This window comes from Streptomyces cynarae (assembly GCF_025642135.1).
Lineage (GTDB): Bacteria > Actinomycetota > Actinomycetes > Streptomycetales > Streptomycetaceae > Streptomyces > Streptomyces cynarae.
Window position 1 is genome coordinate 435,646 of sequence record NZ_CP106793.1, and the last position, 22,285, is coordinate 457,930.

The 22,285-nt window shown below is 68.2% G+C and carries 18 protein-coding genes and 2 pseudogenes; 5 read left to right on the forward strand and 15 right to left on the reverse strand.

All coding sequences use genetic code 11. From position 1 onward, the window contains the following. The first annotated feature begins 90 nt into the window (after positions 1-90). Both N8I84_RS02270 and N8I84_RS02275 read left to right on the forward strand, forming a co-directional pair. Positions 91-513, forward strand: coding sequence for an SPW repeat protein (locus tag N8I84_RS02270; protein ID WP_263227732.1), 423 nt, complete (start codon positions 91-93; stop codon positions 511-513). 240 nt (positions 514-753) lie between these two features. Further along, the gene (locus N8I84_RS02275) at positions 754-1,515 is read left to right on the forward strand and encodes a DUF4142 domain-containing protein (protein WP_263227734.1); all 762 of its coding nucleotides are present in this window, start codon (positions 754-756) and stop codon (positions 1,513-1,515) included. On the opposite strand, the gene N8I84_RS02280 is transcribed toward N8I84_RS02275, so the two are convergent. From N8I84_RS02280 to N8I84_RS02305, 6 genes and pseudogenes are all read right to left on the reverse strand, one after another. Next, entirely contained in the window at positions 1,516-2,241 is a 726-nt protein-coding gene (locus N8I84_RS02280) for a hypothetical protein (RefSeq protein WP_263227735.1), read from the reverse strand. Between the two features lie 213 nt (positions 2,242-2,454). Continuing rightward, positions 2,455-2,991, reverse strand: coding sequence for a MarR family winged helix-turn-helix transcriptional regulator (locus N8I84_RS02285; protein ID WP_263227736.1), 537 nt, complete (start codon positions 2,989-2,991; stop codon positions 2,455-2,457). Positions 2,992-3,570: 579 nt separating this feature from the next. Continuing rightward, on the reverse strand, positions 3,571-4,968 hold the full coding sequence (locus N8I84_RS02290; protein WP_263227738.1) for an APC family permease: 1,398 nt from the start codon (positions 4,966-4,968) through the stop codon (positions 3,571-3,573). A gap of 411 nt (positions 4,969-5,379) precedes the next feature. Continuing rightward, on the reverse strand, positions 5,380-5,976 hold the full coding sequence (locus N8I84_RS02295) for an Rv1733c family protein (protein ID WP_263227739.1): 597 nt from the start codon (positions 5,974-5,976) through the stop codon (positions 5,380-5,382). Positions 5,977-6,095: 119 nt separating this feature from the next. Further along, a pseudogene (locus N8I84_RS02300) lies at positions 6,096-6,586 on the reverse strand (AAA family ATPase); the annotation flags it as partial. Between the two features lie 333 nt (positions 6,587-6,919). Further along, positions 6,920-7,318: a hypothetical protein gene (locus tag N8I84_RS02305; protein WP_263234628.1), complete on the reverse strand. Its 399-nt coding sequence runs from the start codon at positions 7,316-7,318 to the stop codon at positions 6,920-6,922. 244 nt (positions 7,319-7,562) lie between these two features. Here N8I84_RS02305 and N8I84_RS02310 point away from each other — a divergent pair, with 244 nt between their 5' ends. Then, positions 7,563-8,621: a PucR family transcriptional regulator gene (locus N8I84_RS02310; RefSeq protein WP_263227740.1), complete on the forward strand. Its 1,059-nt coding sequence runs from the start codon at positions 7,563-7,565 to the stop codon at positions 8,619-8,621. A gap of 143 nt (positions 8,622-8,764) precedes the next feature. Here the strand turns inward: N8I84_RS02310 and N8I84_RS02315 are convergent. Continuing rightward, positions 8,765-9,104 (reverse strand): annotated as a pseudogene (locus N8I84_RS02315) (transposase); the annotation flags it as partial. Between the two features lie 22 nt (positions 9,105-9,126). Then, entirely contained in the window at positions 9,127-9,714 is a 588-nt protein-coding gene (locus tag N8I84_RS02320) for an NADPH-dependent FMN reductase (RefSeq protein WP_263227742.1), read from the reverse strand. Between the two features lie 88 nt (positions 9,715-9,802). On the opposite strand from N8I84_RS02320, the gene N8I84_RS02325 reads away from it, so the two are divergent. Then, positions 9,803-10,291: a MarR family winged helix-turn-helix transcriptional regulator gene (locus N8I84_RS02325; protein ID WP_263227743.1), complete on the forward strand. Its 489-nt coding sequence runs from the start codon at positions 9,803-9,805 to the stop codon at positions 10,289-10,291. Between the two features lie 348 nt (positions 10,292-10,639). Next, a complete protein-coding gene (locus N8I84_RS43020; RefSeq protein ID WP_390899009.1) occupies positions 10,640-11,281 on the forward strand; it encodes a transposase in 642 nt (213 codons plus the stop codon). On the opposite strand, the gene N8I84_RS02330 is transcribed toward N8I84_RS43020, so the two are convergent. The 7 genes from N8I84_RS02330 to N8I84_RS02360 all read right to left on the reverse strand — a co-directional run bounded on the left by N8I84_RS02330 (position 11,202) and on the right by N8I84_RS02360 (position 21,740). Continuing rightward, positions 11,202-11,807: a dihydrofolate reductase family protein gene (locus N8I84_RS02330; protein ID WP_263227745.1), complete on the reverse strand. Its 606-nt coding sequence runs from the start codon at positions 11,805-11,807 to the stop codon at positions 11,202-11,204. The genes N8I84_RS43020 and N8I84_RS02330 overlap by 80 nt on opposite strands. A gap of 437 nt (positions 11,808-12,244) precedes the next feature. Next, entirely contained in the window at positions 12,245-12,388 is a 144-nt protein-coding gene (locus N8I84_RS02335; protein ID WP_263227747.1) for a hypothetical protein, read from the reverse strand. Positions 12,389-12,452: 64 nt separating this feature from the next. Continuing rightward, entirely contained in the window at positions 12,453-12,707 is a 255-nt protein-coding gene (locus tag N8I84_RS02340) for a hypothetical protein (RefSeq protein ID WP_263227748.1), read from the reverse strand. 55 nt (positions 12,708-12,762) lie between these two features. Beyond that, entirely contained in the window at positions 12,763-13,236 is a 474-nt protein-coding gene (locus N8I84_RS02345) for a hypothetical protein (protein WP_263227749.1), read from the reverse strand. Between the two features lie 155 nt (positions 13,237-13,391). Continuing rightward, positions 13,392-13,601: a hypothetical protein gene (locus tag N8I84_RS02350; protein ID WP_263227750.1), complete on the reverse strand. Its 210-nt coding sequence runs from the start codon at positions 13,599-13,601 to the stop codon at positions 13,392-13,394. Positions 13,602-13,621: 20 nt separating this feature from the next. Continuing rightward, positions 13,622-13,915 (reverse strand): hypothetical protein, encoded by a 294-nt coding sequence (locus N8I84_RS02355; RefSeq protein WP_263227752.1) that lies wholly within the window; start codon positions 13,913-13,915, stop codon positions 13,622-13,624. 85 nt (positions 13,916-14,000) lie between these two features. Continuing rightward, positions 14,001-21,740 carry a golvesin C-terminal-like domain-containing protein gene (locus N8I84_RS02360; protein WP_263234629.1) on the reverse strand — a complete coding sequence of 2,580 codons (7,740 nt, stop codon included), beginning with the start codon at positions 21,738-21,740 and terminating at the stop codon, positions 14,001-14,003. Positions 21,741-22,285 lie beyond the last annotated feature (545 nt).

A 22,285-nucleotide genomic window follows, 5' to 3' on the forward strand; every position in this document is an offset into this window, starting at 1 on the left:
GCCTCGACTGCTGGGGGCATGCGCAGAAGAGGATGAAACGGGATATTTATTGCATAATGAAAAATCGCTTGCGAGAGGAAAGCGGCCGTTATGTCGTATCCCTGGCGCTCGACCGAACTCGGCGATCCTTCTGCTCCGCCCCAGATGCGGACTGATCCGAAGCGGGCTGTGACGCGCGGCCGGGCAGCCGTCATCCACGGACTCATCCTGCTGACGGGCATCTTCGCGGCGGTTTCGCCCTGGGTGGTCCACTTTTCCAGAACCAACCCCTACCTCACGCCTGTCAACCTGACTGTGGGGCTCACCACCGCCGCGATCGGCATTGGACTGCCCCTCGCGCCGGAGCGGCGGCATCGACTGTCATGGACTTTGGCGCCCATCGGGATCTGGCTCATCGTGTCGCCGTCGTTCGTGACGGCCGCCCACGCAGTATCCCCGGGGATCGTATGGAGCAACACCGTAGCGGGCGGCATGACGTGCCTGCTGGGCTTGATCGCCTCGAACATGCTTTGACGGCGAACACGCCTTGACGGTCGCACGTATGGCCTCCCTCCGCGACGACGCGCACCTCGCAAGCAATTTCGGCAGCCGCGGACACGGCATGCCTCCATCAGTCCACCCCGTACAGGAGCAGTTCGTGACGAATTGACCGCTTGGCATTTAGCAGGATGCAATCTTTACCTAGAGCAAAGGTTCTCTCCTGCTGTAGATGCGTACCTCCTGACGTCCATGCTGTCCACATCGGGAGGCACCGTGCCCATCTCGCGCACCACCATTGGAACCGTCGTCGTGGGCGGCGCGCTGAGCCTGACCCTCGCCGCCCTCGTGTATCCGAGCATGCTCGGGGTCCAGAACGTGTCCACCAACGCCTCGCGCGTGATCGCCAACACCCGCTACGGCCCGCTGACCGAGGCCGACCGCAACTTCGTCGTCTTTGTGCGATCCGCCGGACTGTGGGAGTACCCCTCCGGAGAGCTGGCTCTCAAGAAGGGGACGACCCCGGCCGTGCGCACCGCCGGCCAGCACCTGGTCATCGGGCACGCCGCGCTCGACGCGGCCTGCCGCAAGATCGCCCCCGAGCTGGGCATCACCCTGCCCAACCAGCCCACTCCACAGCAACAGGGCTTCCTGAACAAGCTGACATCGGACACCGGCAAGCAGTTCGACACCGACCTGGCCAACATCCTGCGCGTCACCCACGGCTCGATCTTCTCCACCATCGCCAAGATCCGCGCCACCACCGAGAACACACTCGTGCGCCAACTGGCCGACCAGGCCAACGACGTGGTCCTGGATCACATCACCCAGATGGAGAAAACCGGCCTGGTAAACCAGGACCAGGTCAACTTCCAGGAGACCGTCCCGCCGAAGCTCCCCTCAAACCAGGTCACTCCACCCGTGCCCCAGCCGGGGGAACCCGTCGTCGTGCTCAGCCCGCCTCCCGGGGTGCCCACGAACGGGGTACCCACGGGGGAACCCACGAACACCGCCGCCGCCTCCGCCCCGGCAGGCTGATCAGCGGCGGTCGGCACCACCCCGCCCGGAAGACGCCAAGACATCGGACGGTTCGGACATCCGATAGGAGCGCACGACCGCGACCACACTCCCGGCCACGAGAGCCGTGGCCCACGCGGCGAGGCCGCGCAGCGGCCCCGAGACCCCCGCCCCCGCCTCCACACCGCGCGGGGGCACCAGCCCCATCGGGTCGTAGAGGACGGCCAGCGCGTCTCCTGGCCGGGTCGTCTGCCGGCAGCCCCGCCAGATGCGGACCTGGAGCGGTACGCCGTCATGGTCCTCCACCGAACACAGGTAGCGGTCATGCCCGTCCGCCGTCACGCCGCCGTCAGCGACCGACGTCACCACCGCGGACTGCACCCGGCCCCGTTCGGCCAGCACCACGTCCGCGGCGGCCTGCGGAGCCTGGAGGGCGAGGCATACGCCCAGCACGGCGACGATCCCGACCAGCGCGCGTCCCGCTTGCATCAGGATCAGGTAGAGGGCAAGCGCGGCCGCGCAGACGAGGCCGGCCTCGCCGTCGGCCAGCGAGGGCGGGCCGGTCCAGGCGCCGACCAGCGTGGTGCATACGATCGTCCCGGCCCCCAGGAACCCGGCAAGAAGCCCCTCGCCGATCAGCCACCACGGCGGCAGGCCGACGAACTCCGCAGGTCCCCACACCGCGGAGCGCAGATGCTCCATCAGGTGCGGCTCCGCCGCGGACGGGAGTCCATGCCGTCGTCGCACGCGCGTCTCACCCCAGTGCTGTGCCCATCCGTCAGCGGCTTCGCTTACTGCCGCCTCGGAGAGAGGGGCGCCCCATCCCGGTCGGAGTCACGCGTGGCCTGCCGCGCCGGAGTCCGGCAGGGAAGCCACGTTCCGCTTCGCTTGCATTATGCAAAAAATAGCGGCGGTCAGAGAAGAGCAGCCCCGAAACCAACACCGGTCACTAAGAAGGAGTCACGCGTCGCGCCCCATCGCGGCGTCCACCACCCAGCCCAGCGGGTGCGGCTCCGGGTCTTCCGCCGTGGGCGCCGGGGGCTCGCCGCCCGCCTCGTTGAAGGCGTTGAGGGCCTCGACCAGCGCCAGCCGCTCGGTCGGGCGGAGCCGTTCGACGATCGCCGCGATCTCGGCGCGGCGCCGTGCGGTGACGTCGTCGACGATGCGCCGTCCCTCCTCTGTGAGCTGCAGCAGCGTCTCGCGTCGGTTGTCGGGGTTGGCCCGCCGGTCGGCGAGTCCCGCCGCGATGAGCCGGTCGACCATGCGCATCGCCGTGGACGGCGCCACCTGGAGCAGGTCGGCAAGCGCGACCAGCTTGGTGGCCCCTCGAGTGGACAGCACCACCAGCATCCGGAACTGCGGGACGGTCACCCGCTCCTCGACCTCGGCGAGGGAGCGGGCAGAGATCGCCACCAACAGACGAGAAGCGGTCAGTACCGCCCGAGTGACCGCGTCGACGTCGTCCATGGCCCCTGGAGGGTTCTTGCGTTCCGGCATGCGTCCTTTCTACCGCGTCGCATTCCCGGCCGGTCACGCGACAGGAACACCCGGCGGCGCGACGACCACGACGCGCAGCGAGTCGACGCGGCCTGCTGGTAGGTGGCCATACCGGACTCAGCACGGACCCGCAGCGCAGAGCGGGCAAGCCGCGGCGCAAACACGAGCAGAGCGAAGGGCCGATCACAGGTTCCCGCCTCACCGCGCGGACCACGGCTCCTCCGTCGGCGGCGATTTCGTACGCCATCCACTCGCGGCGGCCGCTCGGCGGAAGTACCCCACCTGCTCGTCGCCGTGCCGAAACTCCCGAAAGGCCGGCCATCCCTGGCGGCGTGCGATCATCGACCACAACCGGCCACAGCAGCCAGCCAGCGCAACTGCAACACCACCGCCCCGTCACCGCGAGTACGGCGACCTCGCCCACAGCCCGGGGAGTTGAGGGTTTCGGCGCCGGATGGCCGTAGCCCGGCACCGGACTCATCCCCGCAGCTGCAAGACCATCGTCGCATCGGCGCAATTCCCCCTGCGCCGCGTCTGTGGGCTCGGGAACAAGCGCAGCTGAACGAGTCCCCAGCGGTCTCAGTCCGCTTCGGCACGCGCCTCGATGTCCTCGATGCCGGTGGGCCGGCCGGCGCGGTTCCACCGGACGTACAGTCCGCCGGCGATGAGGAGTGTGGCCACCATCGACAGCACCGGCCAACCGCGCAACAGGTTCACCACGAGGGTGAACGCCACGGCCGCCGCGGCAAGACCGTTGACCCAGGCCAGCGCGGGCTTGCGTTCCTGCCGGGCGAAGCGGGCCATGGCGACCAGACCCACCAGGAAGCTGACGAACACCGCGACCGCATAGAACAGCACCAACTCCTGCTCCTGACCCGCCGCCGCGACGATGACGAGAGCGGCGGCCGCCAGGTACACCAAGACCGACCAGTACGGGGTGTGGTGACGGTTGGTCCGCCCCAGCACCGGCGGCAGCACGCCCGGCCGCTCGGCCGTGCCGGACAGCGCCTTCAGCAGACCCGGGCCCGCCTGGAAGGAGGAGGACGCGGCGGCGAGCAGCAGCAGCGAGCTGGTCAGCTGGAACGCCCCGTACAGCCAGCCGGGCCCGGCTGCGGCGTGCGCGATGTCGGCGATCTGGGTGGAGTCGGTCCCGGGGATGCCGATGTGCAGGCGAACGGCGAGCGCCGTCAGGGCCAGGGTCAGCCCGCCGACGATCACCACGAGCAGGGCGAGGGTGCCGCGGCCGAAGCGGCGGCGATGCGTGTCGTCGAGCTGGCCGAGCTGGGCGATCGCGGTCGACGGCGCCTCGACGCCGGTGGCCAGCGCCATCGCCACGGGGAAGGCCAGCACGACGGCCAGGACGGCCGAGTGACCCGGGTTGTGCGTGGCGGCTGCGTGTCCGGTCGTGTGCGGCGTTACGAAACCGAGCACCAGCACGGTCACGGACACGGCCACGAACGCGACCGTCATCACGGCGAACAGCAGCCGCCCGCCGTGCCCGAACCAGGTCAGCCCGACCACCACCAGCAGCAGGATCAGCGCCAGCGGGACACGGGCCGGCGCCAGCGCCGGGAACAGCGCGATCACCGCGCTGGACGCGGCCGCGATCGAGATGCCGATGGTGAGCACGAAGTCGACGACCAGGGCACCGATCGGCAGGAACGTCCAGCGTGGCCCGAACGCCCGCGCCGCCGCCGCGGCCGCGCCCCCGCCTTGGGGGAAGCGGCGCACGAGCTGCCAGTAGTTGGCGGTGACCACGACGACGAGCCCGATCACCAGGCTCATGGTGGGCAGCAGCAGCGCCAGGTCCCCGTGCAGGGCGCGCAGCGCCGCCTCGATCGCGTAGGCGACGGAGGACACCGGGTCGGCGATCACCGCGAAGGCGAAGGCGAAGAAGAGGACGGACCGGCGCGGGGTACGGCCGCGCAGGGCGGACGCAGCAGCCGACGTGACGGCAGCCTGGCGGGTAGGAGTCACGCGAAGACCTTTCCTGCGGAGAGGAGTGGAAGAGACTTCGCCGACCAGACTTCCCGGCACACCGATGACCAGGCTACGTCGGTAAGTCATCAAGGAGTTGTCAAGGATCCGTCAACGTTGGCGGCCGTGGCGCGTACCGAATCGGTCGTCGCGCCTCGCCGGCGGAGGCAAGGCAGCGTCACGTGGACGAGGTGCACAGTGCAGTTTCCGCTGTGAAGAAGGTCCAGCATCATGGCCGGAAGGCCACGGCCATGATGAAGGGGCGTTTGAAGGTCGGCTCGGGTTGCCTTGACGGGCGTGGTGCGCAGTGGCCGCCACTCCGCCAAGGCCGACCGTCCTCGATCGTCCACATCCGGTCGGCTGCGGTACCCAGCGCCCTCCTCGGCGACGGAACCGTGCCGGGACCACCGATCAGCCGGTCTTCCCACCCCTCCGCGTGTGGATGAGCTCCCACTCCACGGCCCATTGCACCATTCGTCGGCGGTCCAGCACCGCCCGCACGGCACGCGTGCTCACCCACACGACCCCGACTGTGGCCGCCGTTGCGAGAACACCAACCGCGGTCGCCTCCACCAGCGCCTCCGAAGGGTCGGCAGGGCGCGACGTCAGGCCACCCTTGGCATCCGTCCACACCTGCACCTGGCTTCCCGCACGAGCACCGGTGGGAACTTTGGTCCGCCCGGTGCGGCGGGTCTTCCCGTCCGGAGCCGTCCACTGGACCTTCGCCCACGCTCGCCTCCTGTCGCCGGCATGCGTGGAGACCTCGTTCGAGGCATCGGTGACCAGCTCCGCCGCGATCGCCCGGCGCTCGGATCGGTCTCCCTCGAAGCTCCGTTCCGCCACCACGGCTGTCATCACGCCCACGGCGGCACCGCCCACGACGGTCAGCACCCATGCGGCGAGCAGTACCCAGGCTTCGACGAGGTCACTGGTCCGGCGCAGCGGGTTGCGCCGCCACCGCCACAGGGCCCCAGCCGTTGGCCGACGTCTCCGATATCTCTTCGCCACGAGCCGTCACCCCCTCGTGTGAGGCAGCCGGGCTGAGAGCGCATGGCCGTCATCTGCCGCACTGCCGGAAACCACTATCTGCCGTTTCGGGAACGAGTCAAGGTGCATGACGCAAGCCCCTATTGCTCCTCCGTCCGCGCCGCGTGGGGGGCATGGGGGTTCGTGAGCGGGTTGCGCGGGTCGGTGGCACGAGCGATGGCGCACCCGACGGCGGCCACCCGGTCGGCGAGGAGGCCGAGTGCGGGCACGGCACGCGTAGGCGGCTGCAGGGCCTCCGAGAGCCTGTGTGCGGACGTAGGCGGCCTTCAACTCAGCCCAGGGCGTGGCTTGCTCAGTGGTCAGCGTGCGGCGCAGTTCGGCCGGTTTCAGCAGGTTGGCCTCCGCCCCGCTGGTAAGGGTTTGGGCCTCCGCGGTGAAGTGGTCGTCGATGACGGCGGCGAGCTCGGCATCGTTCATGAGCGGGCCGGATGCACTGGGCGATCTTGTTCATGGTGCGGAAGGAGCCCTGGAGCCGGAAAGGCGGCTCGGTGCGCGTGGCGTCGGACTGCGCGGCGGAGGCGATGTAGGCGGCGTTGACCGCGAGAACCGTCTCGCGTGCGGTGAGCAGGTGGCCAGCACGATCTCCTGGCGGGCCGTGGCGTTCGGGGCTTCGGCCGGGTCGGGGCAGGTGACGGTGTGCCCGAGGGCCGGGCCGCTGACCTTCACGAGCATCGGTCCGAGGCGGTCGGCGACGTATTCCATCAGCGTGCCGCCTCGGCGTCGCTGCCGATCGACTCGGCGGCGTCGCCGAGCCGTTCGACGTCCCGGTGGTGCTCGGCGAAGGCGTTCCTTCCTTCCGGCGCGGTGCCGGAGCTGCCGTCCCCTGTGCGGCAGCTCCGGCACCGCGGGTCGCCAGGCCCTTGGGGGAGGGCAGGGGCAGGCCCCGGCAGAGACGAGCCGAAGCTCAAGCGGTGCGGTCGTCCGCCGTGGCGTGGACGGGACCTGGTTCGTCGGGGCAGACCTTGTGCAGCGGCCGGACGAACAGACAGGTCAGCCGCCAGGCGGCGAGCAACGCGGCGGCCGACACCAACGGGCGCAGAACCCAGCTCATGGCTCCGGAGGGCGCCAGCGCGAACGGCAGCACGCGCCCTCCGACACCGAGGAACCAGGCGAGCACCGTCAGCAGGGAGAGCGCGACCGCCACCGGCACCCCACCCATCCCCCAGCCGTCGAGCTCGACGTCCGCATCGAAGCTGTCCAGGGCCGTGACGCCGAGGGCGACCAGCAGCCAGAAGCACACGACCACGACGAGAGCCGCGGTGAACAGGAGCACGGGAAATCCGGTGGCGGCCTCCACGAACATCCGCAACTTCCGACCCTCGCTCCCGTGTACGGCGCATATTGAGGGCGCGCTGCCTCCGTCCGGGTTCCGGTGCCGGGCACCTGCCGGTGCCCGGCACCGGAACCATCCGCAGTGCTCCCCGCGGGCCATGGTGCACGGCCGCATCCGCGCCGCGCATTGCCGGTTCCCGGCAGTGTTCACTAGGGTCTGCATGCCGGTGAGCCGCTAAGAAGCCGCCACCGGCACGGCAAAATTCGGGGGACGCGTGACGGAGCGGGAGATACCAGAGCAGTACCTGGACGGCTACGCCGGAATCCTCGCCGAGGTCTCGGCCACCGGCCGGCGCCTGACCCGCGAGGAGATCGAGTCACGCCGCGCACTCGGGGAGCAGGCCGCGGACGCCGGCCACGGACTGCGTGCCCTGGTCGTCGCCCACTTGGCCGCAGCCCGGACCGCCTGGCCGGCCACGCCCGGATCGGCCGACAGCACGCTGGCCGCCATACAGCAGGTAGTCGACGCCTTCGCCGAGGGCTACGAACGCGCCCAGCGCCTGGCCGTACGCCGGGAGGAGGCCGCCCGCCGTGAGTTCATCGACGACCTCCTCTACGGCCGCAGCGACCTCGGCCGCCTCGCCGAACGAGCCGAACGCTTCGGCCTGCGCCTGTCCCACGCCCACGCGGTTGCCGTCGCCCAGGGCCCGGCCGCCTACGACGAGGGCGCCCCCGTACTCCGGCAGGTGGAGCGCGCGCTCATCACCCGCTTCGGCAACCGCAGCGTCCTGCTCACCACCAAGGACGGCCGGCTGCTGTGCGTCGCCCCCGGCCACGAGGACGAGATCCTGCCCTACTTCGCCAAGCAGGCCCATGCCGCCACCGACGGCGGCCGGGTCGCCATCGGCCGCCCGCACCCGGGACCCGGCGGAGTGGTCCAGTCGTACGAGGAAGCTTTGAACGCCCTGGAGATGGCCGAGCGCCTGGCCCTTGACGACCCGGTTCTGTACGCCGCCGACCTGCTGGTCTACCCGGTCCTCACCCGCGACCGCCAGGCCATGGCCGACCTCGTCCTGAACACCCTCGGCCCGCTCACCACCGCCCGGGGCGGAGCCCAGCCGCTCCTCGACACCCTTACGGCCTATTTCGACTCCGGCTGCGTCGCCGCCGAGGCCGCCCGCCGCCTCACCCTGAGCGTGCGGGCCATGACGTACCGCCTGGAACGCATCCACCAGCTCACCGGCGCCAACCCCGCCGACCCGGCCCACCGCTACATGCTCCAGACCGCGGTCATCGGCGCCCGACTGCTGGACTGGCCCGCCAAGGAGCTGTGACAGTCAAGGCGGAGGATGCTGCGACGTCGCGGCCAGGGATGTGGATCCAGCACCTCGGCCGGCCACCTCACCGGCAGGTCGCGGCCACTCAGGGCCCACAGCAACTGCTACCCGGAAGACTCGGCGACCGCCTTGAGCACCATCTTGTGGGCCCCGGCCGCGTGCTGGTGGGACCGGTTGACAGCGGAGCCCACCGCCACCGTCCATTCCACCGCTCCGACGGAGTCGTCCAGCGCCTGAATCTGGTCCAGGAGGCGAGGCCAGGTCCGGTCCCGCTCCCAGCGGGCGAACCGCTCATAACCGTCTGCCACAGCCAGTAGCGTTCCGGCAGGTCGCGCCAGGGAGCACCCATCCGTAGCCGCACAACACGCCGTTGATCACCTGCCGGTGGTCGTGCCACGGACGGCCTGGTCCGTCTGCGGTCGGCAGCAAGGGCCTTAAGGTTTCCCAGGCGGTGTCCGTCGGCTCGCCACGTCCCATCACGGGATCGGCCACCAGCAGGGCCTCAGGCAGCGTCGGCCGTCTGCGCCCTGGCCTCGCGCACCCCGCGCAACGCGGCGGACCAGGCGATCACTTGGTCGAGCATGCCGCGGACTGCGGTGTCGAGGCCCTCCTGGGGGACGAAGGCGCCGGTGGAGAACGTGGGGATCAGCGGGACGGCGGGCTGGGCGCGGACCGTGGCCACCTGGAGTTCGGCGAGGACCAGCCGGAGTGCCTCGGCGGCGCGGACCCCGGCGGCCCAGCCGCCGTAGCTGACGATGCCGGCGGCCTTGTCGTTCCACTCCCGGTAGACGTAGTCCAGTGCGTTCTTGAGTGCGCCGGGGAAGGAGTGGTTGTACTCCGGGACGAGGAACACGAAGCCGTCGAAGCCGTCGATCAGCGCGGACCAGTCACGGGTGTGCGGGTGCTCGTACTGCTGGAGGTTCGGATTGCCGCCCTCGTCCAGGTTGCCGAGACGGTGCTGGGCAAGGTCGATCAGCTCGTATTCGGCGCCGCCGTGGGCGCGCGCCACCTCGAGCGCCCAGGAGGCGATCTGCTCGCCCCTGCGTCCGGGTCGTGTGCTGCCGAGGATCATGCCGACGCGCAGTGTCATGGTTGCCCCTTTCGAAGGAGTTGTCACGTCAACTCTAGATCGAGGCGAGTTGAAGTGACAACTCCCCTGGCCCGGTACCCTTCATGGCATGGCTGAGACTCGTACGCTGGAACCCGAGGAGTGGGAACTCTGGGACACCTGGATGCGCGCGCAGCGCCTGCTCACCAGGGAGCTGGAGCGTGGTCTGCAGCGTGACAGCGGAATCTCGAAAGCCGAGTTCAGCGTGCTGGTAACGCTGTGGCGGGCTTCCGGCCGCGAGATGCGCGTCGGCGAACTCTCCGAGTCCCTCGACTGGGACAAGAGCCGCGTCTCACATCAGCTGACGCGCATGGAAAATCGCGGCTTCGTAAGGCGCACCCAGTACGGGGCCGATGGCCGCCGCGCGGGGATCGGGCTGACCGCCGAGGGCCACCGCGCCGCCCAGAGGGCCATCCTCGTGCATGCCGACAACATCCGCCGCCACTTCCTCGGCTCACTCACTCCCGAGCAGGCGGCGGTCATGCGTGCATGGAGCGAGCAAGTAGTCGACCGCATCGAGCCGCGCTGCGGCAAGACCGCCGGCGACGGTGCGTCCTAGAACGCCGGACCCCGCCCGGACAGGGTGTCATGAGACAGGCTCTAGGTGTATTGATCACGAGCGTTGTCAACGCGGGCCGGCCTTGATCGTGGGAAGGCCCCCGGTGTGTGGTGGAGGTGTGGCCGCTGGAGGGACCATCGTGAGGTGATCGACGCCATCGCCTCCAGGTTTCAGACTGGTACCCGGTGCGTTCATGTGCCGGAGAAGTACGGCAACTGACGAGGTGTCTACAACCGGCTGCGGACGTGGGCCGTTGATGGCACCTGGCAGCGGGTGTTCACCGCCCTGGTGGCCCAGGCCGACTCGGACGAGGACCTCAGCTAGGCCGTTTCGGTGGATTCCACGATCGTGCGGGCTCACCAGCACGGACTGGGGCCCGCAAAAGGGGGCCCCGGCCGGCGAGCCGGACGACCATGCCATCGGCCGGTCCCGCGGCGGACTGACCACGAAGATCCACCTTGCCACCGACAAGTGCTGTCGGCCGTTGGTCTTCCATCTCACTGCCGGACGGGCAGCGACGCGCCCGCCTTCATGGAAGTGATGGCACGCCTGCGCGTTCCCCGCCGCCGTGGACGACCCCGCACCAGGCCGGACATGGTCGTGGCCGACAAGGCAGGTTCCTCCCGCGCGATCCGCAGCCACTTGCGCAAGCGCGGTATCCGGACGGTGATCCCCGTCCCGGCCGACCAGCGACGTCACCGACTGCGGCGGGAAAGCCGGGGCGGCAGGCCACCGGCTTTCGACCGCGAGACCTACAAGCAGCGCAACACCGTCGAGCGGTGCATCAACCGCCTGAAGCAATGGCGCGGCATCGTCACCCGTTACGAGAAGACCGCGACCATCTACCTGGCCGGACTCCACGTCGCGGGCATCCCGTCTCTGGTCTGTTCGGTGGCCCAAACGAAACCGCCTAGTAGCTGTCGTAGCGGGGCTTGCCGTTCGGCCGGTAGACGCCGACGATGGTGCCGCCCTTCGTCGTCGAGACGCTGACCGGCTCCAGCGCCGTGGGGATCGCTCCGTCGGCGAACAGCCGCTTGCCGGTGCCGATGATCACCGGATGGATGGTCAGCCGGTATTCGTCGACGAGGCCGTGCCGCATGAGGGTCTGGGCGAGGTCGCCGCTGCCGACGACGTTGATGTTGCCGCCGTCGGACGCCTTCAGCTTGCCTACGGCATCGACGATGTCGCCCTCCAGCAGCGTGGAGTTCTGCCACTCGACGGACGTCAGGGTCCGAGACGCCACGTACTTGTGCATGCTGTTCATCCGATTGGTGAACGGGTTGTCGGGATCGGCGGTCGGCCAGTACGACGCGAAGATCTCGTACGTCTTGCGGCCGAGCAGCATCGCGTCGGAGTGCTCGTACCAACCGGCGATGGCCGTGCCGACCTCGTCGTCGGCCACCGGTTTCTGCCAGCCGCCGTGCTCGAAGCCGCTCTCAGCGTCCTCGTCCGGACCGCCCGGCGCCTGCATGACGCCGTCCAGCGTCAGGAACGTGCAAATAATGATCTTGCGCATGGTGCGCTCCCTTCGTCGACGGGTAGACCGCGCAACCGCCGGAAACTCATCGGCGGGACTTCCGCGGTGCAGCCACCCGCGCCGCCGGGATGATCCGAACGACAGGGCCCTAGACGAGCAGGACGACTTCGCCGCCCGGTCGCCGCCGACGCGGGAGCGTTGTGGTCATCCCCGGGCGCCACGGCCGGCCCCGACCGCTGGTCATCTTGGGCATGGTGCTCCTTTCTCACCCAGACCGGCTGTACGTTGTCCGCGCAGTGCTCCCGCTCACGGGTCCGCAGCCCGGTGTTCGTCGGCGGGATGAGCGCCTGGGGAGGCCGCTCGGGCGACGCCTGGACCACCTTGTGCTGCGGCTTGAGCGGGCGAGGATACAGCCCGGCTGTGCTCGGCTGCCGCAGGTCGTCAGGGATCTCGCCGACGACGATCGTCCTGCGTGGTTACACGCTCATGCCATAGCCCAGTTCCTCAGCTGCGATGTGCCAGAAGGAGTTCTCGTCTGCAACGGCCTCGGCATCAAGCGTCCCGAATCGTTCCAGCAACGCTTCGGTGAGCGCATCGGCGGCCTGCTCGGCCAGGTCCACGGCCTCGGCGTCGCCCAGACCGTCCCCGGGCGCCTCGTATGCAGCGGCCTCAGCGGCGGCCTCGTCATAAGCGCGGTTTGAAGGCGACGAACGCCTCGACACCGGAGTTCACCAAGCGTGGAACGCCGTCTTCCGGCAGGCACCACAGCGAGCCGTCGTCACGCCGTACGGCGAGCACGCTCAGCCCTGGGTCGACGGCGACCAAGGCATACAGCGCACCGTCGACCGCGCGTTCCGCAAACGGGGAGTCCTGCCATACCCCGGGATAGGGGAAGCGAGCGCATCCGGCCAAGGGTGAGGCGAGTTCAGCATCGTTCATGCCGAGAACCCAGCCCGCCCCGCTGACACCTCACCAAGCCGTTGAACTTGTGCGGTCACAGCGCTAGGCGTGGTCCGGGCACGGGCATCCAGGGGGATGTCGGCGGCCTCGCGGACATCTTCAGGGGCTGGCTGCCGCCGGAGGTCGGGGCGGGCGTCGGCGAGGGCGAAGGCCCGTTCCAGGCCGTCCAGGAGGGCGAGCTCGATCCGGTAGACGCGTACGCGGTCATCGAGCTGAGCACGTTGGTCTTGTTGTTCGGGCCGATCCCGCGCCGTACCGCGCGGATGCTGGTCAGCTTCCCACCGATCTGCCCCTGCGGCATCGGCCTTTCGGGACGGCCGATGAGGTGCTCCCGGAACTCGTCGTAGGTTCCTGTACCGCCCGGGTCGACCAGGCGGCGCAGCACGGCGCGGGCGCCGGGCGTCACGGCGGCGCTGATCTGGAACAGCAGCTGGTCGCTCCAGCCTTCCCAGTGGTAGGACGCCGGCCGCCTGGGCGCAGCGGCGCAGGAGCCTCCGAGCCGGACCACCAGCTCGAGCAGCGCGACGCGGACGCGGCGCCGCCCAGGGCGTTGCGGTCAAAGCCGCAGCGGACGGTCCTCGGAGACAAGTGGCGCGGTCGAGTCTCTGAAACCACCGCCGAGCGGATCCGCGAGGCCGCCCGCGGCCTCGGAACGTAGTCCTCCTACTGGGTGAGGTACGCGTCGCTGCCGCAGACACCCTGCTCGGCACAGATCCTGTGGCCGTCGCAGTCGCCCCGGCTGGTCGGGTTGCCCGCGGGGCCCGCCGCCCTGGCCAGAAGGCCGGACGGGCGGGCCAGGACACGCGGGGTGATCGCGAGGGCCGGAACGACCGACGCGACCACCGTCACGTCCACGAGTATGCGCACGTCCATCACGTGTCCAGAGGGCTCAGTCAGAACGGGGTCGGCACCTGAGTCCAGACGATCACCATGAGAATCAGGTGGAGCAGGCACAGGGCGCGGGCCGTCTTCCACCTGAAGGAGACCACCGCAGTGGCGGCGAGGAACAACGCGGACAGAACCAGGCAGAAGAAGGCCCCCGCCGCCGTGTCGGGGTCACTCGTCGGCGTCGTCTCGACGCCCACCGCCGGAAGGCTCAACGCCAGCATGGCGGCCGCAACGACGTACAGACCGGCTGCGAGGATTCCCCGCACCCACAGGCCCGCCTTCTGGTTTGTGACTATCACTCTCACTCCGTTCTGGATGAACTGCCTGGTGCGGGTCTGCCAGGCACCGGAACCGGCGCCCGGCAGACCCCGATGCAGCCGGGACCTATCCGAGCAGGCCCGACAACATTGACTGGTTGGTCACGATCCTCCCCCCGTATGCCTGGGAGGCGGGGTCAGTGGCCCAGTAGCCGGAACCGCCCTTGTACCAGGCACCGACATTCCTGAGGTCATCCGTCGTGAAGGCCGCCGCGCCCTTCCCGGGTGCGATGGCGTCTCTGCCCTTCGACAGATAGCGAGCGCTCAGGAAGATGTTCTGCACGTTGTCCCCCAGCGAGCCCTTGATCTCGCTTCGCTGGTAACCGCTCAGATTGCTGGGATCGTAACCGAGCAACTCCGCGGCGAGGCTGATCTGCATGCTGACATTGCCGTAGGACGCCTTGTCGCCGCTCTTGACCTCACCCAGGTTGTCGAAGATCGGCGGATCTCCGGAGACCTCGTTGTGGGCCACGCCGGCCAGCAAGGTGGCCGGGATATCGTACTTGGCCGCGGCTGCCTTGATGGTGTCCGCATACGCGGCGACGAAGTCATCCTTGTACTGGGCCCGGTCCTCCTCGACACCGCCGAAGATCCAGTTCCAGCTCTGCGCCAGCGCGTCCCAGTTGCTCCACACGTCGAGGTCCTTCTGCGACCCGTAGTGGTCGGAAAGCCCCATCAGCTGCAGGTGCTCCATGGTGAGCTCCTTGGTGGGAGTCATGCAGGCCGGCGGACAACCGGCGCCGATGGTCACCAGGGTCGAGTCGGGAGCAGGGGTCGACGGCGTATCGCTCTGTTCCTGCTGGCTGTAGTACTTGTCGAGGAAGGCCTCACTTCCGCACACGCCCTGCTCTGCGCAAATCATGTGCCCGTCGTACTCGATGAAGGTGGTCGGGTTGCCTCCGGTGAACGCGTACCGGTTGCCGGTGTACGGGTCGACCCCCAGGCCCATGTCGGCCAGCGCGCCGGTGTACATGTCCCGGCTCGTGAAGCGGTTCAGACCCGGGTTGTAGTCACGGAAGCCCATGTCGTACGTACCGGACTGGGCGTCCCAGCGCTTGGCGTTGAAGCGGTAGGGGTTGTAGGCCTCCTTGGTCGGGTCGGCGGTGGCGGGCTTGTCGATGCCGGTGAACTCCGAGTCGTCGTCCTTGCCGTAGGCGGTGTAGCCGTACGTCGCCTTGGTGTCGCCGTTGCTGTCCGTGAGCGTCTCGACGTCGGTGTGGCTGTTGTAGCCGTAGTAGCCGTCCTCCGTCGTGCCGTCGGTGTTGTGCTTGACCTGCGACAGGCGCTCGCCCCACGGGCTGTACTGGTACGACTTGGTCAGCGTGCCGGCGACCTTCTCGTCCAGAACCTCGGTGGACAGACCGAGGTAGGAGAAGTCGGTCGTCTTGCCGTCGGCGGTCTTCGAGGTGGTGCGGTCCAGCGGGTCGAAGGTGTACGTCGTCGCCTTCAGCGCGCCGGTGTCGTCCATCTTCTCGGACTTCACGACGTGGTCGAAGCCGTCGTACGTGCTGCGTTCGATGATCTGGCCACCCGCCGTCACCGACTCCTGTCGGCCGAACGGATCGTAGTTGTAGCTCGCCGTGGAGGAGCCGGTAGTGGCCCTCTGCAGGCGGTTGCGGTCGTACTCGAACTGCGTGGTCTGGTTCTTCACCGTCTGGCTGACGACGTTGGCGTTGTCGTCGTGAACGTACGTCTCCGTCCCCGCGCCGTTACCGGTCTTGACCGACTCCTTGAGACGGTCGGCCGGGTCGTAGGTGTAGTTGGTGGTGGAGTTCAGGTAGGCGGTCGTGTTGTCGGCGTTCATCTTCTGCGCCACGTCCTGCGCCTTGTTCCCGTTGGGGTCGTAGGCGTAGGTGTGGGAAGAGACGAGGGTGCCGTTGGCCTTCTTCTCGGTCGACGACTTGAGCGCCGCGTTGAGGTAGTAGGTGTAGTCGATGGTGTTGCCGTTGCCCTTGGTCTCCTTCAGCTTCTGGCCGCGGTCGGTGTAGGCGTACGACGTCACCTTCGGGTCGGTGTCCGTCGCGCTCTTGCCGACGGAGACCGTCTTGACCAACTCGCGCAGGTCGTAGGTGTACGTGGCGAACTGGTCGGGGTGGGTGACCGTCTCCGGCTGGCCGTTGGCGTCGTAGGTGAACGACGTGGCCTTCTTCTCCGTCCCGGACAGCGACTCGGTGACCTTTTGGACTTGGTTGAGGCCGGTGTAGGCGACCGTGTAGGAGTCGATCTTCGCGGTCGACGAGGTGTCGTCGATGTTGGTCAGGTTGCCGTTGAGGTCGTAGGAGTAGGCGAAATTGCTCTTCTCCGTATCGGCCGGGTCACCGGTGGTGTCCCGGACCAGCTTCACCCCGTCCGCGACGACCGTGCCGCCGCTGTTCTGGAACAGCTGCAGCTTGGCCGCGTTGCCCTGCTTGAAGGAGTAGGAGCCCAGGGAGACCCAAGTCCCCTGGTTCGCGGGGGCGTTCTGGTCGATCGTCTTGTCGACCGTGCCGGTCGCGTGGGTCAGCGTGTACTTGGCCGTCGTCGCCGCACCCGTCACCTTCGGGAACTTCACGTACGCGGTGTACGTGCCGTCCTTGGGGATGTTGAGCGTCCACGTGAAGGCGTCCGTGCCCGTGCCGGCGGTGTGGGTCTCGTGGTTGTAGCCCTGCTGGCCGGTGATGTCCCCCTTGATCCAGGTGCCGGTCTTGGAGGTGTTCTGGGTGTCGGAGTTGTCGACCAGGACAACCGACTGACCCACCGGGACGCCATCGTCGGAACGCCCCTTGACGGAGCCGTCCGCGTAGTACGACCACGTCATCGTGCGGTTCGAGGAACCGCCGGCCGAGGTCAGGGTCCGCTTGGTCTGCTGGCCCAGCTCGTTGTAGTCGTAGGTGGTGGCGATGTCCCACGGGTCGGTGGACGACTCCACCCAGCCGTTGTCGAAATAGGTGTAGTCGGTGTCGTTACGGACCGTCTCGCCCTCCGACGGCGGCAGCGACGTCTTCGCCACCCGGCCCAGCTCGTCGTACACAGTCTCCGTGTAGACGTTCGGGTCGTTGTAGCGGGAGTCCGCCGGGTCGTACGGCTGGTACTTCTTGACCGGGCGGTTCAGCGCGTCGTACTCGGTACGCGCCGTGAACGCCGTGGTGGTGCCCGCGGCGACCGCCCTCGGGGTGATCACCTTGGTGACGTTGCCCACCTGGTCGTACTCGTACTTCGTCGACCGCGTCGTGGTGCCCTCGTAGGGAACCTTGACCTCGGTCTGCTTGCCGCGCTCGTCGTAGGTGATGGTGGTGGTGTTGTTCTCCGCGTCCGTCGTCGAAACGACCAGCGAGTCCTTGTCGTAGGTCTGCCTGGTGAACTTCCCGGCCGCGTCCGTGACGGTGGTGGCCCGATGGTCCAGATCGTAGGCCGTCTTGGTGGTGTAGTCGGTGGTGTCCGCCGTCGCGTTCTTCTTCGGGTCGATGACCGTGACGACGTTGCCGACGCTGTCGTACTCGTAGGAGACCTTGTCACCGGCCGCGTTGACCACGGAGGTGACTTGGTAGATCTGGTTGTAGTTGTTGGTGGTGACGTAGTCGGTGGCGTCCGTCGTCGTCGCCGTGCCCTTGGGCTCGGTCGTCGTCTTCAGGTTGCCGACCCTGTCGTAGGTGTAGGTCGAGGTACGCGGGGCGGTCAGGTTGTTCGCCGGCCCGGTCGCCGAGGTGATCTGGTCCGCGTTGTCGTACACCGCCGTGGAGACCGCACCGTTGGGCGCCGTCGACTTGGTGACGTTGTCGTTGGCGTCGTACTCGGGAGCCGGAGTGGTGATCAGGACGCCGGCGTCCTGCTTCTTCGGCACCGTGTTGACCAGCAGACGCCCGAACGTGTCATAGGTCTGCGTGGTGACCTTCTGCTTCGCGTCGGTGACCTTGGTGACCCGACCGCGCTCGTCGTAGACAAAGTCGGTCGTGAAGGACTTGGCGTCCGTGATCCGGTTTGGGTACCCGGTCGGCCCGAAGCCGGAGTACGACGTCGGGTTGCCGTTGGCGTCGGTGGCCTTGGTCAGCTCACCGTAGGCGTCGTAGTCGTACTTCGTGGTGTAGTCGTCCGGAACCGTCGTGGTCGCGACGCCCTTCGGGTCCGTGACCGTCTTCACGTTGCCGAAGGAGTCGTAGCCGAACTGCCAGGTACGACCCTCCGGGGAGGTCTTCGTGTACAGGTCGGCCGCGTAGCCGTCCGCGCGCGTCTGGTACTCGTACTTCGACGCGTTCGCCGGCCACTTGGTGGAGTCCGTCACGCAGGTGGCCGTCTGGTCCGGGACGCCCGCCTTGTTGTTCTCCGCGTCGCGCTTCCAGAGCGGGTAGCCCGTCTTCTGGTCGTAGCAGTACGCGGTCTTCGCGCCGTTGGCCTCTTCCAGGTAGGTGACGTTGTTGTCGGCGTCCCACGACATCTTCGTCGTCTGGGACTTGGCGTTGGTCGTCTGCACCGGGCGGCCGAAGTCGTCCGTGACGTACTGGGTGGCGTTCGACTCGGCGTCCGTGACCGTGGTGTCGGTGAACTTGGTGTTCGCGGTGTCCGCCGCGTACGCGAAGTCCGTGGTGCCGTTCAGACGGTCGGTGATGGTCTTCGTCCACCAGTGGTACTTCGGGTCGTCGCCCGTCTGCGGGGCGTAGTACGCCAGCTGGGTCGCGTTGCCGCGCGGGTCGGTGGCCTTGACCAGCTTGACGTTCTTGTTGCCCTGGGTGGCGTCGTAGGTGAACTTGAAGACCTTCGGCTGGGAGGAGCCGTCACCGTCGGTGAACTGACCCAGCAGGCCCTGCGTCGTGTAGTAGAAGGAGATCTTCCGGACGGGCAGGCCCGTGACCGACCCCGAGATGTCCGTGATGGACTTCACGTGGTCGTAGATCTTGGAGTTGGTCAGGTTGCTGCCGGTGACCTTGGCGCCCGTGCCGTCGATGTAGTCGTACGACGCGTCGCCCTTCTTGTAGTAGTCGACCGTCAGCGACTGCCGGCCCGCCGGGTCGGTGATGTAGAGGAGGAACTTGGTCGGCTTGTTGTTGGACTTGCGCTCCTCGTACGTGTACGTCTGCGTGTTGCCGTTCTTGTCCACGATGGACGTCAGGTAGCCGTCGCAGCCGAAGTAGAAGCGCGTGCCGTCCGGGCGGAGGAGGGTCCAGGCGTCCGGGACCGGGTCCTTGTCCGGGGTGCAGGACAGGCCCGTCTTCATCGTCAGCTGGTAGTGGACGCCCGCCGGGGCCTTCCACGTGCCGTCGGCCTGCTTGGTGAAGACATGCGTGGTGCCGTCCCCGTCCGGGAGGCGGATCTCCGTCGGGTTCGGATTGGGGTGGAAGTCCAGCGGTGCGCCCAGGCGGATCGGTCCGGCCAGCTGCGCCGACCAGCCCGCGCCCGAGACCGTGTCGGAGGTGTCGAGTGAGTTGTAGGCGAAGCGCGCGAACGTCGTCAGGCCCCGGCCGGGGTTGGTGAACGCGTTGTACGACCACACGCTGTTGCCCGAGGCGAGGTTGTTCATCACCGTCGAGCCGGCACCGGTGTTCTTGCCGGTGTAGGAGTAGAACTTCTCCAGGCCGAGGCTGTCGGAGGTGGGGTCCTCCACCGCCACGTTCTGCTTCAGCGGCTGGATCGAGGTGTTCGTCGCCGACAGCCAGCTGCCGTCGGACACCTTCTTGACGTCCCAGCCCAGCACGTAGTTGGTGCGCTTGCTGCCGGAGTCCGAGTTGATCGGTGTCTTGACCTGCGCCTGGATCGTGGCGGACTGGCCGGGGTTCAGCGCCGGGATCGCCGTGGAGAGCTGGTTGCCGCCGGTCGTGACGTCCGTGCCGTCCGGCAGCTTCCACGTGTACGACAGCACCCGCTCACCCGACGCCCAGGCACTGGAGGTGGTGTTGGTGACCGTGAAGTCCACCGTGTACGTGGAGTTCGGGGTCATGCGGGCCGGAGTCTGCGGCGCGTAGTACGTGTCATCCGTCGTGGAGTCCACGTAGATCACCCGCAGCAGCGGGCCGAGCTGGGGATCGGGCGCCTCCGAGCTCAGGAACAGGGTGCGCTCCTGCGGGCCGGTCGACGTCTCGTCCTTCAGCTTGACCAGCGCGCCGTGGTTCAACGACGGGGTCTTGGTCCAGCCCTGGGTCAGGGAGGTCGCGTCCCACCAGTGGCGGCCGACCTCGGAGACCTGGGCGACCGTGTCGGACACCGTGGCCGAGTAGTCGCCGCCTGCCGTGGTCCACGCGGTGGTGGAGGTGGCGTTGTTCCAGGTGGCCTGGGTCTCGTTGAAGTCCTTCGTCAGGCCGTGGAGTTCATAGATCGCGCCGTTGGATCCGGTGGTGGTCTCCGCGCCCCACATGAAGAGGCGGGATTCCAGGATCGTCGCGGTGGTGGGGATGGCGGAGGTGTTGAAGTCCAGCGCCGCCCGGGCCTTGCCGTAGGTGGTGGAGTTGTTGCCCACCTCCAGCCACTTCTGGCCCACACCGTACGAGGCGATCGTGTCCTCGTTCGTCGTCGGCTGACCCGAGGACAGGGTCGTGTCCGACACCGCTGAAGTGCCCTGCAGCAGTCGCATCGTCCGGCCCGCCTTCGGCACGCCCACGATCCGGGTCGGGGAGCCCAGCAGCTGGCCGTTCTTCGTCTTCACCGCGAGCTGGTAGTAGTACGACCGGCCGATCTCCACCGACGACGAGTCCGGCGTCGGGGTCGCCGTGGTGTCCGTGTAGGCGGTCGCCGATTTGTCGATCGGGGCGACCAGGGTGGCCGCGGACGGTGTGAACGCCTGCTGCGTGGAACGGTGCAGCTGGTACTCGACGATGTCGTAGCCCGAGTCACCGGTGGAGTTCGAGTACGCCTTCCAGGACAGCTCCGGGCCCGTGGAATGGATCACCGTCGGCGAGTTCAGCGTCGTACCGACCTTGCCGTACGTCACCGTCAGCCGCGGGATCGTGGACGTTTCGCCGCCGTAGTCGCCGTCACCGGACTCGTAGCGCGGGCCGCCGGTCGGCGCGGTGGAGGACTCGTCCGTGGCCTTGAGGACGAACCCGTTGTTCGCCGACGTGCCGCTGATCCACTGCTGGACGGTGTCGGTCACCGGGAACTTGTGCCACTGGTTGTACTGCCCCGCGCTCTTGGTGATCGTCGCCGGGTTCACCCAGCGCACCGCGTCCGCGATCACCGCCGTAGAGGTGGACGCGGGACCGTCACCGAGGACGACCTTGCCGGCCGTGCCCTGCGAGAAGTTGATCTCGTTGCCGCCGTTGAGGGAGGCCCACACCCCGTTGGTGCCCGACTGCTGGTTCACCGTGTACGTCGTGGACCCGCCACTGCCCGTCACCGTGTACGGCGCGTTGCTCGCGCGGTCCGAACCCGCCACGTAGTGCACGTCGACGCGGTAGGAGTCGCTCTCCGGGAGCTTGGGCTGCCAGGTGTAGGTGTCCCCGGCCACCGAGTCCTTGTTGGAGTGGTAGTCCGAGCCGATCCCGGACGACGACGACGTCGCCGGCCAGGTGCCGGTCGCCGCCGTGGTGCCCGCATCACCGTCGTCGACCTGCACGCTGGTGCCGGACAACTCGCCCACCAGCGACGACGTGTTGGACCAGGTCGCCGTCGACTCGTCCCACGCCCCGGTCGCCCGGTAGGCGCCGATGGTGACGTTGTTGGCGTTGGTGGTGTGCGCCTGGTCGTAGTACATCTCCAGGCGCGCCGAGTCGATCTTCGTACCCGAGGGGATCTCGCTCAGCGGGAACTTGATCAGCGAACGGGAGATACCCGTGTCCGTCTTGCCCGCCGACAGCTTCCACGTGGTGTTGAAGTTCGTCGACGCCTGATCCGACAGGACCATGACATCCTGGGAGTCCGTCGGACTCGGCGCGATCGTGATCGTCGGGTCGATCACCACCGGATACTGCCGGTCCTTCGATGCCAGCCACTCCGTGTCCGGTGTGACCGTCAGCTTCCAGGACTTCCCGTCCCGGGTCAGCTTCTGGGTGACCTTGGTGCTGTAGGTCTCCCCGAAGACGGAGGTGTCCGCCTTCTTCGCGTCCGTCATGAACGGCGCCGGGATCACCATGACCGGGGTGTTCGGCAGTTCCCCGTACAGCGCGATCGAGCCGTCCTTGCGGGCCTTGGGCACCAGCCCGTCGGTGTTCAGCGTGAACGTGAACTTCAGCGGACCGGACGGGCGCCGGGCGAGGGTGATGTTCTCCTTCACCCGGCCGCGGCCGACGCCGTACGAGATCTCCGCGCCGTGCGCCCGGTCCTCGTACGTGACCGTCGAGCCCTTCGCCGCAGGCGTCAGCCGCTTGCCGGCACCCTCAAGACCCAGGGTGACCGACCGGCCGTCCGGCGACTGGAAACGCACCAGACGGCCGGCGTCCGAACCGAACC

Excerpts from the sequence above, each read along its gene's own strand:
- N8I84_RS02270 (WP_263227732.1), top strand. The coding sequence starts at position 91 with ATGTCGTATCCCTGGCGCTCGACCGAACTCGGCGATCCTTCTGCTCCG.
- N8I84_RS02285 (WP_263227736.1), bottom strand. The coding sequence starts at position 2,991 with ATGCCGGAACGCAAGAACCCTCCAGGGGCCATGGACGACGTCGACGCG.
- N8I84_RS02305 (WP_263234628.1), bottom strand. The coding sequence starts at position 7,318 with ATGTTCGTGGAGGCCGCCACCGGATTTCCCGTGCTCCTGTTCACCGCG.
- N8I84_RS02320 (WP_263227742.1), bottom strand. The coding sequence starts at position 9,714 with ATGACACTGCGCGTCGGCATGATCCTCGGCAGCACACGACCCGGACGC.
- N8I84_RS02325 (WP_263227743.1), top strand. The coding sequence starts at position 9,803 with ATGGCTGAGACTCGTACGCTGGAACCCGAGGAGTGGGAACTCTGGGAC.
- N8I84_RS02330 (WP_263227745.1), bottom strand. The coding sequence starts at position 11,807 with ATGCGCAAGATCATTATTTGCACGTTCCTGACGCTGGACGGCGTCATG.
- N8I84_RS02340 (WP_263227748.1), bottom strand. The coding sequence starts at position 12,707 with ATGAACGATGCTGAACTCGCCTCACCCTTGGCCGGATGCGCTCGCTTC.
- N8I84_RS02350 (WP_263227750.1), bottom strand. The coding sequence starts at position 13,601 with ATGGACGTGCGCATACTCGTGGACGTGACGGTGGTCGCGTCGGTCGTT.
- N8I84_RS02360 (WP_263234629.1), bottom strand. The coding sequence starts at position 21,740 with ATGGTCCTGTCGGATCAGGCGTCGACGAACTTCAACACCACGTGGAAG.